General features: G+C 73.6%; 16 protein-coding genes. 2 read left to right on the plus strand and 14 right to left on the minus strand.

The features are described 5' to 3' along the window. Positions 1–101 precede the first annotated feature (101 nt). The 7 genes from BJF80_RS11305 to BJF80_RS18890 all read right to left on the minus strand — a co-directional run bounded on the left by BJF80_RS11305 (position 102) and on the right by BJF80_RS18890 (position 4,061). On the minus strand, positions 102–941 hold the full coding sequence (locus BJF80_RS11305; RefSeq protein WP_075813723.1) for a TrmH family RNA methyltransferase: 840 nt from the start codon (positions 939–941) through the stop codon (positions 102–104). Further along, positions 934–1,614 carry a hypothetical protein gene (locus tag BJF80_RS11310; protein WP_075813725.1) on the minus strand — a complete coding sequence of 227 codons (681 nt, stop codon included), beginning with the start codon at positions 1,612–1,614 and terminating at the stop codon, positions 934–936. The genes BJF80_RS11305 and BJF80_RS11310 overlap by 8 nt, the downstream gene beginning before the upstream one ends. Beyond that, positions 1,611–1,754: a hypothetical protein gene (locus BJF80_RS18885; RefSeq protein ID WP_158068526.1), complete on the minus strand. Its 144-nt coding sequence runs from the start codon at positions 1,752–1,754 to the stop codon at positions 1,611–1,613. The genes BJF80_RS11310 and BJF80_RS18885 overlap by 4 nt, the downstream gene beginning before the upstream one ends. After that, positions 1,751–1,978, minus strand: coding sequence for a hypothetical protein (locus BJF80_RS11315; RefSeq protein ID WP_143554089.1), 228 nt, complete (start codon positions 1,976–1,978; stop codon positions 1,751–1,753). Before BJF80_RS11315 ends, BJF80_RS18885 begins: the two co-directional genes overlap by 4 nt. 85 nt (positions 1,979–2,063) lie before the next feature. Next, a complete protein-coding gene (locus tag BJF80_RS11320; protein ID WP_075813729.1) occupies positions 2,064–2,432 on the minus strand; it encodes a hypothetical protein in 369 nt (122 codons plus the stop codon). A 4-nt stretch (positions 2,433–2,436) separates the two neighbouring features. Beyond that, positions 2,437–3,795, minus strand: coding sequence for a hypothetical protein (locus tag BJF80_RS11325; protein ID WP_075813731.1), 1,359 nt, complete (start codon positions 3,793–3,795; stop codon positions 2,437–2,439). Beyond that, a complete protein-coding gene (locus tag BJF80_RS18890; RefSeq protein ID WP_075813733.1) occupies positions 3,795–4,061 on the minus strand; it encodes a hypothetical protein in 267 nt (88 codons plus the stop codon). Before BJF80_RS18890 ends, BJF80_RS11325 begins: the two co-directional genes overlap by 1 nt. Positions 4,062–4,145: 84 nt before the next feature. On the opposite strand from BJF80_RS18890, the gene BJF80_RS18895 reads away from it, so the two are divergent. Both BJF80_RS18895 and BJF80_RS11340 read left to right on the plus strand, forming a co-directional pair. Then, the gene (locus BJF80_RS18895) at positions 4,146–4,532 is read left to right on the plus strand and encodes a TY-Chap domain-containing protein (protein ID WP_075813735.1); all 387 of its coding nucleotides are present in this window, start codon (positions 4,146–4,148) and stop codon (positions 4,530–4,532) included. Between the two features lie 142 nt (positions 4,533–4,674). After that, positions 4,675–5,856 carry a zinc-dependent alcohol dehydrogenase gene (locus BJF80_RS11340; protein ID WP_022924621.1) on the plus strand — a complete coding sequence of 394 codons (1,182 nt, stop codon included), beginning with the start codon at positions 4,675–4,677 and terminating at the stop codon, positions 5,854–5,856. Here BJF80_RS11340 and BJF80_RS11345 read toward each other — a convergent pair. From BJF80_RS11345 to BJF80_RS18900, 7 genes are all read right to left on the minus strand, one after another. Beyond that, on the minus strand, positions 5,846–6,847 hold the full coding sequence (locus BJF80_RS11345) for an SDR family NAD(P)-dependent oxidoreductase (protein WP_075813737.1): 1,002 nt from the start codon (positions 6,845–6,847) through the stop codon (positions 5,846–5,848). The genes BJF80_RS11340 and BJF80_RS11345 overlap by 11 nt on opposite strands. A gap of 97 nt (positions 6,848–6,944) precedes the next feature. Then, positions 6,945–7,202 carry a hypothetical protein gene (locus BJF80_RS11350; RefSeq protein ID WP_143456458.1) on the minus strand — a complete coding sequence of 86 codons (258 nt, stop codon included), beginning with the start codon at positions 7,200–7,202 and terminating at the stop codon, positions 6,945–6,947. 246 nt (positions 7,203–7,448) lie between these two features. Beyond that, positions 7,449–8,396, minus strand: a complete 948-nt coding sequence (locus BJF80_RS11355) for an Lsr2 family DNA-binding protein (RefSeq protein WP_237767572.1) — start codon at positions 8,394–8,396, stop codon at positions 7,449–7,451. 104 nt (positions 8,397–8,500) lie between these two features. Further along, positions 8,501–8,626: a hypothetical protein gene (locus tag BJF80_RS20875; RefSeq protein ID WP_269087405.1), complete on the minus strand. Its 126-nt coding sequence runs from the start codon at positions 8,624–8,626 to the stop codon at positions 8,501–8,503. Continuing rightward, complete coding sequence (locus BJF80_RS11360) at positions 8,623–9,867, minus strand: HNH endonuclease signature motif containing protein (RefSeq protein WP_237767573.1); 1,245 nt, start codon at positions 9,865–9,867, stop codon at positions 8,623–8,625. Before BJF80_RS11360 ends, BJF80_RS20875 begins: the two co-directional genes overlap by 4 nt. 360 nt (positions 9,868–10,227) lie before the next feature. Further along, positions 10,228–13,614 (minus strand): DEAD/DEAH box helicase, encoded by a 3,387-nt coding sequence (locus BJF80_RS11365; RefSeq protein WP_158068527.1) that lies wholly within the window; start codon positions 13,612–13,614, stop codon positions 10,228–10,230. 109 nt (positions 13,615–13,723) lie between these two features. Beyond that, positions 13,724–13,921: a PIN domain-containing protein gene (locus BJF80_RS18900; RefSeq protein WP_158068528.1), complete on the minus strand. Its 198-nt coding sequence runs from the start codon at positions 13,919–13,921 to the stop codon at positions 13,724–13,726. Positions 13,922–14,026: the final 105 nt, after the last annotated feature.

Here is a 14,026-nt window from a genome sequence, read left to right on the forward strand (position 1 = left end):
GAGGGAGCGAGTGGTGCGACGCCGCCGGCGCCGACCGCTCGCCGAAGGGGCCCCGCACCAGGTCGGCAGCGGGAGTTCCGGGCAGCTGCGACAGCGCTCGGTCAGCTCCGGGCGCGCAGCGCGGCGTGCAGCACGACCGAGGCGGCGACCGCGGCGTTGAGCGAGCTCGCCGAGCCCACCATCGGGATGCCGACCATCCCGTCGCACGCCTCGCGCCAGCCCTGCGCGAGGCCCCGTGTCTCGTTGCCGATGACCAGCACGACCGGTTGGTCCCACGGCACGGCGGCGAGGTCGGTCCGCCCGTCCTCGTCGGTGCCCCACACCTGCAGCGGAGTCCCGAGCGCGCGTTGCTCGCCGACCCAGTCGAGCACCGGACCCGGACCCGCTGCGCGGACGGTTGGCACGGCGAAGCACGACCCGGTCGAGGCGCGGACCGCCTTGGGGTCGTAGGGGTCGGCGGCGTGGCCGGTCACGACCAGCCCGGTGCCGCCGAAGGCGTCGATCGAGCGCTGCAGCGTGCCGATGTTGCCGGGCTGCCCGGGCCGGTCGAAGACCGTGACCAGCGGTGCTAGCCAGGTGTCGGCACCGTCGCCGAGCACCCGGTCGAGGTCGTCCGGCGGTATGCCCACCACGGCGACCAGCTCGGGCGCCCCGTCGTCGCGCTGGGCGAGCTCGGCGAGCAGCTCCGGCGCCAGCTCGTGCCGCTCGCCGCCGGACTCGGCCCACACCTGCTCGGCCCAGGACGACGGGCGGCCCCCGACGGGACGCAGCAGCGCCCGCACCGACCAGCCGTGGGCGACCGCCTGGCTGATGGGTCGCACGCCGTGCACGAGGAACTCTCCGCTGCGGTGCCGCTTGGTCCGGTTCGTCAGCAGCGCCGACCACTGCTGGAAGGCCGCGTTGCGCGTCGTGACCCGCCGCGCCCTCCGGGGCTCAGGCATCGGGTGACGAAGCAGCGTGCCTGCCCGCCGTGCCGGCCGCCGGCACCAGCGCCGGGAGCAGACCGGTCAGCCCACGCCATACCTGCGTGGGCGTGGTCGGGACCAGGCGGAGGTCCTCGGCAGCGGCCTCCACCACCCAGACGCCGCTGGTCCGACCGTCGAGCGCCGCCAGCATGGTCGGGGCCTGCGTGGACCCGACGGCAGCGGCCACCAGCCGCCACGCCCGGTCCGCCCCGAGCTCGGTGGCCGCACGCTCCTCATCCGGCGCCTGGGGGTCGAACCACGCCTCCAGCGCCTCGGCGGTCACCTCTCGCGGCTCCCGGTCCGCGGCGGCGTGCGCCCGGGGCGCCAGACCGACGACCCTGGCGAGGGCGGCACCGAGGTGGTCCGGCGGCAGCGGGACGACCCGCCGGCGGTCGGTGCCGTCCAGGTCGACGAGCACGGCCACGGCCTCCGGCCCGACCCACGCCTCGTGGGTGTAGACGCCGCCCGGGGTCGCGGTCTGGAGCTGCACGACGACCAGCGGGTCCCGCGCCGCGGCCACGGCCTGCTCGGCGCCCGGCACCTGCTGGATGAGCTCACGCTCCTGCTCCGGGATCTCCTGGCCGTCGGCCCAGCCCGCCCACGCGGCGACCTCCACGACCAGCGCACCGTCACGCACCTCGACGCTCACCGGGCCACCTCCTCGGGCAGGTGCAGGCTCGCGCAGCAGGCGGCCATGTCGTCGGCGACGAGGGGGTAGCGCAGGCTGTCCACGGTGGCGGTGAGGGTATACCCGGTCCCCTCCGCCTCGGCGAAGCGCTGCTCCATCACCAGGCGCGGCCACGCTCGTCCAGGTGGTGCGCCAGCCGGGTGCCTCCCGGACGCCCGTCGACCTCCACCGTGTGCAGGTCGAGCACCAGGTAGTCACGCAGCTCCTGGGGGAGCAGTCCCTCGGTGCCGTTCTGCCAGTCCCGGAAGGACCGGCCGCCGGTGTCGAGCACGGTGAGCACGAGGCTGGCACGCACGTCGTCCTCTCCGCGCGCAGGCTCGACCACGGTGAGCACCGCGTCGTGCCCGGTCGCCTCGACCTGCCAGCCGTCGGGTGCCTCGAAGCTGGTGCCCGAGGCTCGTGCGTCACCTTCACCGTCGCCACCTTGTCTTGTCGAAGCGTGCGCCGATCGTCTCGCGAGCCCATCCGGGCACCGACCAGCGGGGGTAGGGCAGGGCGAGCGCGCCCCAGCCGAAGACCAGCCACAGGCCCAGGGGCGCCAGCACGAGGGCCACCAGGCCGAGCAGCGGCGACCCCTCCAGCCACGGTGCCAGCCCCACGAGCAGGCTCAGGATGCCGAACCCGGGCAGCACGAACATCGCGCCGCGGACGCCGCTCTCCCGGGGCGCGCGCAGCCACGCCCGCGCCTGCGGCCCGCGCCCGAGCCGCTCCCAGAGGGCGAGCGCGAGCAGCAGGATCCCGAGCACGAGGGCGGAGATCGTCAGCGGTGAGGGGTCCACCGGGTCACCACGGGGTGATGTCGTCGACGAGGTCCCCCGCGGCATCCAGCGCGTCCCCGACCCCGTCGGCGATGTCGCCGCCGACGTCCTTGAGCCTGTCGCCCACCCAGGCGCCGGCCTGCGAGCCGACGAAGCCGCCGATCAGCGCCCCGACACCCGCACCGATGACCGTCCCCACGCCCGGGCAGATGGCCGTCCCGATCGCCCCGCCGGCCCAGGCGCCACCCTTGGCGCCCAGCAGCGCACCTCCGGTCGTGGTGGCGGACACCGTCACAGTGCGGCCGACGCGCTCGTCGGTGGGGTAGTTGGCGCTCTCGTTCCACTCGTCCCACGCCGAGGTCGCCGCGGTGAGCACGGTGCCGCCGCGACCCAACCACCTGCCGGCCGTGCTCCAGCGAGAGGCCTGACCACCGTGCCAGGGACGGGCGCTGAAGTGCCCGCGCGGGTCGAAACCGCGCGCCCGCTGCCAGGGGGACAGTCCGCGAGCCGTGGGGAAGCGCCCGGCGCCGTGCCGGAGGCGCTGCCAGAAGCCCATGCTGGGGGAGACGGTGCGCCCGGCGGCGTCGATGGGCCGGAAGTGGGAGTAGCGCTGGTCCGCCATCCAGCTCGCCACCGTGGACGTGCCGAACTGCACCTGTCCGAGCGCGAAGAGCGTCATCGAGACCGAGCCGTCGCCGACGGGTGGGCGGAAGCCCAGCCAGGACTCCAGCGCCTGGTCGCCCAGCGAGGCCGCCGGCTCGGACACACCGGACAGCGCCTCCCAGGCGTCCTCGGTGGAGAGCTCGCCGGCCGCCAGCGGCGTGCTGGTGCCCGAGACGCCGGTCGAGCCGTGGACCCGGCGGGCGACCTGGTCGGGGCTCAGCGTGCCGGCCTCAGGGACGAGGATCTCGGTGCCCGCGTCGAGGGCGCCCGCGGTCGAGGTGGCGTCGCGCTCCACCTCGTCGCGGATCTCCTGCGCCTGGCGACGCAGCCGCGCCACCTCGGTGTCCACGCTGGTCCGGGTGTCGTCGTAGTCGTCGTCCTCGGAGTCGAGGCCGTCCATCCGGTCCAGCTGGCGCTGCGCCTGCCGTTCGAGCTCGTCGATGTCCTCGCGGGCGTTGCGCAGCCGGCGCGCGAAGCCGCTGACCTGCTCCTGGGACGCGTCGACCAACCCGGAGGCGCCGTCGAGCGTGCCCGTGATGCCGCGCCCGGCGTCCTCGAAGTCGCCGGAGCGGGTGGCCTCCCAGGTGCGCAGCGTCGTCGCGACGCCGGAGCTGACGTTGCCCTTCTCCGTGGTCAGGTCGCCGGAGAGGGTGCCGAGGCTGCGGGCGACCCCGTCCAGGCCGCCCGGGTCACCGTCGGGACAGCTGAAGCCGGCGACCATCAGCTGCCTGCCGCCGCATGGATGTCCTGGGCAGCGGCGTCGGCCAGCGCCGCGGCGATCTTGGTCTGGGTCCCGGTGTCCTCGACCGCGGTCCCGACGGCGGCACCGAGGCGGCGGATCGCCGTGGACAGGACCTCGTGGCCCGCGCTGGAGCCGCTGATGTCGCGCAGCGCGCCACCGGCGTCCTCGATCCGCCCGCCCGTGCGGTGCAGGGCGCGCGAACCCTCCGTCATCTCCTGCGGATCTCCCCCGACGAAGCCAGACATCCCTCTCCTCGTGCTCTCGCTCTCGGTCGGCCTCACAGGGTAGGCGGACCGCGGGCGGCTCCCAAGTCGTGCCACGCTGAGGCCATGGACGACGCCGCCTGGACCCGCACGCTCGAGGAGCTGACCGCCGAGATCGGAGCGCTCGGCGACCACGAGAGCCTGCTGCTGGCCGAGCCCGACCCGCCGGGTGCCATCGGGCGCTACGTCCAGGTCTCCCGGCTCGGTGACGACCTGCTCTGCGAGTGCGTCTCCGCCGCGTATGCCGACCTCTCACCGGAGCAGACCGCTGCCCTGCAGCGCGCCGGGTGGTCCGACCCCGACCGGCAGCCGCGCGGCGCGACGAGCGAGAACCACGTCTTCTGGGGTCGGGTGGAGGACGCCGCGTCGAGCGCCCACATGCTGGTCGCGGCGCTGCAAACCCTCGGCACGGGCATACCGGACGAGCGGTGGACCCGGCAGCGGGTCAGCTGACCGCCGCCCACGCCGGCCTTCGGATCGGCTGCAGGAGGCGGTCGAGGTCCTGGCGCCGGCCACGGTCGCCGATCAGGACGCGGCTGTGCACCCCGGGTCGGCTCACCGCGCGAGCGCCTCGGCGCGCTCTTAGCGTGGAGGGATGCGAGCACTCACATGGCAAGGACTCCAGGACGTCTCGGTCCGGTCAGTCCCCGACCCCGTCCTGCAGGACCCGACCGACGCGATCGTGCGCGTCACCTCGACCGCGATCTGCGGCTCCGACCTGCACCTCTACAACGTGCTGGCGGCCTACCTGCACCCCGGTGACATCCTCGGGCACGAGTTCATGGGCGTCGTCGAGCAGGTGGGTAGCGCCGTCGACACGCTGGAGGTCGGCGACAAGGTCATCGTCCCGTTCAACGTCAGCTGCGGGAAGTGCTGGATGTGCGAGCGCGGCCTCTTCGCCCAGTGCGAGACCACGCAGAACGTCGACCAGGGCACGGGTGCGAGCCTCTTCGGCTTTTCCGACCTCTACGGCGCGGTGCCCGGCGGGCAGGCCGAGATGGTCCGCGTCCCGCACGCCGACTTCGGCCCGGTCCGGGTCGACCCCCAGCTCGCCGACGAGCGCGTGCTCTACCTCACCGACATCCTCCCGACCGCGTGGCAGGGCATCGAGTATGCCGACGTCGAGGAGGGCGGCACCCTCGCCGTCATGGGTCTGGGCCCGGTCGGGCAGCTGGCCGTCCGCGCGGCCCGGCACCGTGGCCTGCGGGTCATCGGCGTCGACCGGATCCCGGAGCGCAACGCGCTGGCGGCCGAGTGGGGCGCCGAGGTCGTGGACCTGGACTCGACGAAGAACGTCGGCGACGCGATCCGTGACCTGACCGACGGCCGCGGGGCCGACGGGGTGCTCGATGCGGTCGGCATGGAGGCGCACGGCAGCCCCGTGCTCGGTGCCGCGGTGTCGGCGGCCAAGCGCCTGCCCAAGCCGCTCGCCCGGGCCGCCATCGAGACGGCCGGTGTGGACCGGCTGGCGGCGCTGCACAGCTCCATCGACGCGGTGCGCCGCGGCGGCACGGTGTCGATCAGCGGCGTCTACGGCGGCATGGCCGACCCGATGCCGATGATGGAGCTCTTCGACAAGGGCGTGCAGATGCGCATGGGGCAGTGCCACGTGCGCCGGTGGACCGACGAGCTCTACGAGCTGGTCAGCGGCCCCGACGACGTGCTCGGCCTGGAGGACCTGGCGACGCACCGGGTGCCACTGGAGCAGGCGCCGGAGATGTACAAGACGTTCAACGACAAGCAGGACAACTGCCTGAAGGTCGTGCTCACGCCGTAGGGGCCGAGCCCGGGCCGCGCTGGTTGAAACGCTCCGCGGCCCGGCGGCCCAGGGTGGTGAGCCGGCTCACCACGTCGGACCCCAGCTGCTGCGCCGCGGTCCGCCCGGTCACCGGGCGGGCCGCGTCGCGGTCTGCGGGGGCGCTGGGCAGCAGCCGCGAGGTCAGGCCCATGACGCGGACGGTGGTGGCGGGCATGAGGCCGTGCACGCGCATACCGATCTTGGCCAGCGGGGTGAGGACGACCATGGGGCGGCCGGCGAGGACCCCGTCGACCATCCGGTGCGCCGCGCGCTCGGCGTCCATCGACAGCAGGGGGAGCGAGGCGGCCGGGGCGAACCAGGCATACTCCGCCGCGCGGTCTCCGGTGAACTGCGCGTTCTCGTGCGAGCCGGTGCGCATGAGGCCGGGCACGATCGTCGTGGCGGTGACCCCGGTGCCGGCCAGCTCGCTGGCCAGGCCCTGGGTGAGGCCGGTGGCGCCGAACTTGGCAGTGGAATAGGGCAGCAGGTGCGGCGGGGCGACGACGCCGCCGATGCTGGAGACCACGCCGAGCCTGCCGTGGCCGCGCTCGCGCATGCCGGGCAGCACCGACCAGAGCGTGTTGAGCGGGCCCAGGAGCATGGTGCCGAGGGCCTGGTCGAAGTGGTGGAAGGTCATCGTCTCGGCCGGGCCGACCTGGATGATGCCGGCGACGTGGATGGCGACCTCGACCGGCCCCAGGTCGCTCTCGACCTGCGCCACCCAGGCCTGGACGGCCTCCCGGTCGGCGACGTCGCACTCGAAGGCGACGACCCGGCCAGCGTCGTCCCCGGCCTCGTCCCGCGCGCGGGACTCGGCGATCTCGGCGCCGCGCCGGGTCTCCTCGAGGTGGCGGGCGCAGACCGCGACGTCGTAGCCGCGCTGGGCGAGCTCCTGGGCGACCAGGAGCCCGAGGCCGCGGGAGCCTCCTGCGACGAGGGAGACGGGGCGGGGGGTGTGGGGGGTGCTCATGCCCTCACGCTAGGAGGAGGCGGGGTATGCCGCTTGCTGAGACGGCGGGGGCCGGGTCCGACTCGGCGCCCTCCGCCCAGCGTGGTGGACGGTTCCCTCAGCTGATGATGCCGTGTCGCGTGTTCCAGGAGCGCGCGGTGGCATAACCGTCGTAGATGGAGAACGCCCACGCAGCCAGCCACACAGGGAACAGCAGCCATCCGATGAAGGGGATCAACATGGCGATGCCGAAGAAGGCGACCGTGCACAGGATGAGGATCCCCCGGCCGACGCGCCCACCCAGCATGGTGCCGAGGCCCGCGATGAGGGCGGACGCCAAGGCGTACAAGACGGGGTTACGCGATTGCACCTTCATGGGGTAGTGCATTCCGGGCGGCGGCCCCCAGGCATGCTGCTGCGCGGCGGGCGGCTGTGCTGCCGGTGACTGCGGTTGGTGTGGATCGGCCCACTGGCCCTGCGGTCCGGTTGTTTCGTCCGGTACATGTGGATATGACATTCCCCTGGTCCTCTCCAAGAATGTCCCGTCGGCGTCATGGATTCCGACGTCGGACAAGGGAAGAGTAGCGAGGAATGTCTACGCTGGGAAGGCCTCGGCGCTGCTCTACCGCCGTGCGTCGAATGCCTCGCGGATCTCGCGTGGGATGCGCCCGCGGTCGGACACGGCATACCCGTGCTCGCGTGCCCACTGGCGCACCTCGCCGGGGCTGGCGGCACGCGCGGAGGTGAGAGGTGTGGCCTCGGTCTCGACGTGGGTCTCCTCGCCGGCGTGGGCGAGGGCGGCGGCGAGGAAGCGGTAGGTCCACTCCTGGGCGAGGGCCCGGGTCTCGCAGAAGATGATGGGGACGGTGGGGAAGCGGGCCTGGCACTCGCCGAGCGCGTCGGCGACGACGGCGGGGCGGACGCGGTCGAGCTTGAAGACGGCGGAGTATCGGTCCTCGACGACGACGGCCGCGGTGGGGAGTGATGAGAGGTCGGCGAGCAGGTAGCGCATCTTGCCGGTGGTCAGGGTGGAGACGAGGTCGACGAGGCTCTTGCGCTCGACCGACGCGGCGACCCGGCCGGCGACCTCGATCGCGTAGTCGCCCGCGGGGAGGCCCTTCGCGGCGGGTGGTGACCTGCTGGTGGTCGAAGGTCCAGGCATACCGCTCGTGGCTGTCGATGATGATCTCGAGGGTGGGGATGCCTGAGCCGCGCGCGTGGGGAGACTGACCGCGGGGCGTGCCTGCTTGGCGGTGCGCGCGGTCTGCCAGAAGACCGCCTCGCGGCCGCGGGCTCGGGTCAGGACGAACTGCGAGCGGTTCTCACGGCCACGGTCGAGGACGAGGTCGATGCTGGCGCCGCGGCGCACGCAGGATCGGGTCGGCACGCGTTCCACGAGGTCGGGCTCGCTCGGCCATCCGGTCGCGCGGTGGCAGTAGACCTTTCCGGTCCGCGGCCACGTCTCTTTCGCCTTGAGCACGACGCCGTCCGGCCCGAGGGGGATGCGCAACAGGTACGGCAGCCGCGAGCCGTCCTCGGGGTTGTGGGCGATGAGGAAGTCGTCCGGCACGAGGTCAGGGTATGCGGTCGCACACCACATGGCGCGGCATCTGGACCGGCCCTTCGCCCGGTTCACGTCGCGGCTCCGGGCCTGAGCCGGGCTCTCACCGCGGCTCACGCCGTGTCCTTGGCCGGGCTCCCACAGCGGCTCACGCCGCCGCCTCGTCGGCGTCCCACGTCATCGACCGGGCGCAGGCCGGTGGCCCGGCCCTTGGGGGGCCGGGTGTGGGGCGGGGTCATCGCAGTCTCCATCGGACACCGGTGGTGTCGACGTCGGCGGTGGTGTCGTGCTGGTGGACCCAGGTGTGGTGGCGGGGGCAGAGGAGGGCGTAGTTGCCCAGGTCCGAGGGGCCGCCGCGGGCCCAGTGCACGATGTGGTGCGCGTCGCACCAGGTCGCGGGCACGTGGCACCCGGGGAAGGTGCACCCGCCGTCGCGGTGCGCCAACGCCCGCCGCTGACCCGGGGTGACCAACCGCTTCGCCCGACCCAGGTCCAGGATCTGTCCCTTCTCGCCGAGCACGGCGGGGATGATGTCGGCCTCGCACGCCAGCTGCCGCACCTGGTGCGCCGGGATCGCCCCCTCGTGCACGGTGTGCCCGGCACCGCCCAGGGCACCGCGCAGCTCCTGCAGCCCGATCGTCACCATGACCTGCGCCTTCGGAGTCGTGGGCTGCCCCTGCGTGCCGGCGACACCACGCCGGAAGACCGTCATGAACGCGTCGTAGCGCCGCTGACCCGCCGTCCGCAGGTCCAGCTCGGCCACCGAGAGACCACCATCGTCGATGCCGCCTCCCTGGACACCCTCGACCTGCGTGCCGTCGCCTCGGACCCCGCCCCCCGGGACACCACCCTGTGCGGGGTCGCCGCCCTGCGCGCCGTCCTCGCCCGCACCCTTCGGCGGTGTCGGCGCGGCCAGAGGTGACATGAGCACCGCGCGGATGGTCTCGTAGTCGGCGTCGTCGCCCACGGTCACCACGAACCGGCGCAGCGACCCGTCCGCCAACGACGACTCGTGCACGTCCCGCAGCTCATGCCTGGCCTGGGCCCGGGCGATCTGTTCCTTCTCGGACAGGCAGGTCGCGACCAGCTTGGACGTGATCCGGGCCAGGTCCTTCTCGTCGAACTCCTTGCTCGCGGCGGCGACGGTCAGCAGGTCGGTGGCCTGGGCGTACTCGGCCTCCCCGAGGGCCGGGCGGATCCTCATCAACGCGCGCAGGACCTGCGCCGCGCGGTGCACCGGTACCGTCCCGTCCTGGACGGCGTCCGCCAACGGGACGTGCACGCGCTGCTGGGCGGCGCGGGCGACCAGCGCGATCTCGACCGCGGCCCGCGACGCCAGCCCGGGGCATACCAGTCTCACCCAGTCCACGTCGGAGAACCCGGCCTCCTGGTGCAACCCCCGGCTCAGTCCCTCCCGGACCACCGCCACCAGCAACGCGTGCGTCCGCGCCGCCACCCCGTCCAGCGCCCAGCACCTCACCGAGCTCACGCTCCTGCAACAGCGCCGGCGACGCCAACGCCGTCACCGACCGCTCGAGGACACCGGCAAGCTCGGCCACGACCGCCGCCGCACCGTCGGCCTGACCACCGGCCGTCTCACCACCCCAGCTACCCCTCATGCGAACAAGTGTACGAGTCAGGTCTGACAGACCCTCCTCCTGCGACAGTGCACCTCGCTGAGAACCGGGAGCGGCCCGACCGCGTCATCCCCGCGCCGTCGAGTCGGCGGCGAGGACGTGGGACCGACCCCCCGAGGCCACGCTCGTCAGCTTCTACGCCGCGTCCCGACCCTGCCACGTGATGCCTTCCGACCCCGCAACGCGCCGGGCCGGCAGCCTGGTCAGGACGTGAGCCCGGCCGGGACGTCCAGCAGCCCGCGGATGTCCTCGGCGCTCAGGGGCGCGCCCAGGGCGCCACCGGCGTCGACGACCTTGTCGAAGAGCTCCCGCTTGTGCTCCTGCAGCGCGACGACCTTCTCCTCGATGGTGTCCTCCGCGACCAGCCGGTAGACCATCACCGTCTTGTCCTGACCGATGCGGTGGGTGCGGTCGACAGCCTGCGCCTCGACGGCAGGGTTCCACCACGGGTCGAGCACGAAGACGTAGTCGGCCTCGGTGAGCGTGAGCCCGGAGCCGCCGGCCTTGAGGCTGATGAGGAAGACCGGCGCGTCCCCGTCGGTGAACTGCGCGATGCGGCGCGGCCGGTCCCGGGTGCGTCCGTCGAGGTAGACGTGCTCGATGCCCTCGGCCTGCAGGCGGTCCCGGACCACCCGCAGGAAGCGGGTGAACTGGCTGAAGACCAGGCACCGGTGCCCCTCGGCGGCGAGCTCGACCACCTGCTCCAGCAGGGCGTCGACCTTGCTGGGTCGGGCGGAGGCCGGGGCGTCGGGCACCACGAGGTGGACGTCGAGGCTGAGCTGGCGCAGCTTCGTGAGCGCGGCGAGGATCGCGATCCGGTGCCGGTCGACGTCGTCCAGCAGGCCGAGGATGCGCTGCCGCTCGCGCTGCAGGTGGGTGTCGTAGATGCGCCGGTGGGCGGGGTTCAGCGGCACCGAGACGACCTGCTCGATCTTCGGGGGCAGGTCGGCCGCCACCGACTCCTTGGTCCGGCGCAGCACGAGGGGGCGGATGCGGCGGCGCAGCGTGTCCAGCAGCTCGGGAGCGGTCCCCGACTCGATGGGTCGGCGGAAGACGGTGCTGAAGCGCTCCGGGGAGCTGAACAGCCCGGGCGCGACGATGGACAGCAGCGCCCACAGGTCCATGAGCGAGTTCTCGAGCGGCGTCCCGGTGACCGCGATCTTCACCGGCGCCCGCAGCCGCCGGGCGACCTGGTAGGTCCGCGACCGGTGGTTCTTGACCGCCTGAGCCTCGTCGAGGACCACCCCGCCCCAGGCACGCTCCACCAGGTGCTCCTCCTCGATCCGCAGCAGGGTGTATGACGTGACCACCACGTGGGCGCCCGCCACCAGGTCGTCCAGGGGTCGCCCCGTGCGGCGCGTGGTCTGGGTGAGCGCCATCACGTCCAGGTGCGGGGTGAACCGCGCCGCCTCGCGCTGCCACGTGGCGAGGACGCTCGTCGGCGCGACGACGAGCAGCGGCTTCTCCGGGCTCAGCCGGCCCTCGGCCCGCAGCCGCTCGGCGGCGGTGAGGACCTGCAGGGTCTTGCCGAGCCCCATGTCGTCGGCGAGGATCCCGCCGAGGTCGTGGTCGAGCAGGAAGGACAACCACCGGTAGCCGTCCAGCTGGTAGTCGCGCAGCGTCGCCTCGACGGTGCCCGGTGGGTCCGGGTGCGGCAGCTCCTCGAGGGCCAGCAGGGCCCCCACGGTGCGCTGCCAGCGCTCGCTCTGCTCGGTGACCACGCCGAGGGCGACGAGCTCCTCCCAGAGCCCGGCCTGGTAGCGGTTGATCCGCAGGCCGTCGCCGTCGTCGGCGCCGTCGTGGAGGGCCAGGGCCTCCTGGACCAGCCGGTGCAGGGCGCGCAGCTCGTCGGTGTCCAGCCGGAACCACGACCCGTCCGGGAGCAGCAGCACCTCCTCGTCGCGGGTCAGGGCGGTGAGCAGGTCGCGCAGCGGTACCTCCTGGTCACCTGCCCGGACGCTGAGGCCCAGGCCGAACCAGTCGCGGTCGCCGTTGACGCCGGCCTCTCTCGTCTCGGCGTCATCCGGGCCGTCTTCCGGCCCGAGGTCCCGGGTGGACACCTGCACGACCGGGCCGTCCTCGACCTCGGCGTAGGACAGGGGCTCGCCGACGAGGGTGACGTCGATGTCGTCCCGTTCCTGCAGCGCCGGGAGGACGTCGCGGGCGAACTGCACGGTGGCCCAGCCGGTGAGCTCGGGCTCCAGGACCACACCGAGGCGCGCCTTGCCAGGCAGGGGGATGCGCAGCCCGGGCGCCCCGTCGAGGATGTCGAGGCTGGAGAGCAGCGCCTCCTCGCGGTCGGGGTCGCGGACCACGGGCTGGGGGGAGCCGGCGTGGTGGTCCTGGGAATTGCGCGGCGGGAGCAGGGGGACGTCGTGGGTGACCTGGCCGACGGCATACCGGAACGTCCAGCGGAGCCGGGTGAGGTGCCCGGGCTCGAAGGTGACCGTCAGCCCGAGGTGCGGCGGGCGGACCTCGGGGATGAGGACGCTGCCGTCGCTGGAGGTGAGGGTGGTGTGGCGGCGCAGGGCGGGGGAGTATGCCGTGAGGAAGCGCTCGGAGTCCGCCGCCGGAACCCGCAGCCGCCCGGCCTGGCCGAGCAGGGTGGTGACCGCCTTGCTGAGCGGACGGGTCAGCGGTGCGAGCACCATCCCGTGCTCGTCCCCGGCAGCCAGCCCGTGGCCGGGGTCACCGACCAGCTGCGGCGGCGCGGTGGTGCCGGGCAGGTCCACGACCGGGGCCAGGGTGATGGCCGCGTCGGAGTCCCTCGTGAGGTCGAGCGAGAGCTCGACCGGGTCGGCCAGCCGGACGGACCGTCGACCACGCCCGGTCACCAGGGCGACGCCGGCGTGGGCCGCGTCGCGCAGCAGCGGCCAGACGGCCGGCCCCAGAGCGGTGGCCTCGACCCACTCCCCGGGGTGGTACCAGTGCGGCGAGCGGGCCGCCTGTGCCTGCACGACGGCGGCCAGCGCGGCCCGGTGCCGGTCGTCGGTGCGGGCAGAGGCGTAGCCCCGGTGCAGGTCGGCCCAGGAGACCCCGGTCTGGATCCAGGCGCCCGAGGCTCCCCGGACCAACGGCTTCAGGCGTAGCCGGGTGGGGTGCGCGGTGGTGGCCTGGGCCAGTTCGACCTGCAGGGCGAGCGGCGTGCCGCTGCGGTCCTCGGAGGCGGAGTCGAGCTCGGCCAGGACGGGCGCGAGCAGGTTCTCCCAGGCCGCGGTGGCTGGGGTATGCGGTGTCCCCGAGGCGGGGGTCGCGGCCCCTGCGGTGCGCTGCGCGTGCAGGATCACCGCCGCCGCGTGCTTGCACAGCGTGCCGACGGGGCAGGAACACGAGGTGGCCAGCCCCGCGGGCCGGCGGGGGGTCCGGCGGGCTCCGGCCTGCGACCAGACCGTGGTGGAGTATCGGCGGTTGCCGTAGACCGTGGCCCTCAGCACCCCGTCTTGGTCCTCCCGCAGACCGTGGACCGCACCCCGCCGCTGGTAGGTGACGGCCCGTGTCACCGTGGTCGTGCCGAAGACCCTGCTGAGGTCGTCGCGGCCCAGCTGCCGGATCCAGTCCGGTGCCACGAAGGCGGGCGGCGGGCCGGCCATGTGTGACTCCTTGGTGGCGTGTGGGTGGGGCGCCGGGCACGAGGATACGGGGCGGGGCTTGGTAACGGCCGCCGAGCCCGGGCCGGAGCCTCCGGGCGGCTCCGACCTTTCAGGGAAGTGGGCCGCCCCACCAGGTGGGTGCATCGTAGGCGTCCAGGGTCCGGTCGGCGGTGACGAGTGTGCAGCCCTCGACCAGCGACTGGGCGAGGAGGATCCGGTGGAAGGAAAGTCGGTGGTGCCAGGGGAGGTCTTGCACACCGTGGGCGTGTTCGGCGGAGACGGGAAGGTGCGCGAGATCCAGGCCCATCAGTGCGCGGTACCAGCCCACCGTCGATGCGCAACTTGCCCAGCGAGCGCTTGATGGCGATCTCCCACACGGACGCGGCGCTCACGATCACGTCGGACGAGGGTC

It is taken from the genome of Serinicoccus sp. CUA-874, assembly GCF_001942225.1.
In the GTDB taxonomy this organism is placed as follows: Bacteria; Actinomycetota; Actinomycetes; order Actinomycetales; family Dermatophilaceae; genus Ornithinicoccus; species Ornithinicoccus marinus.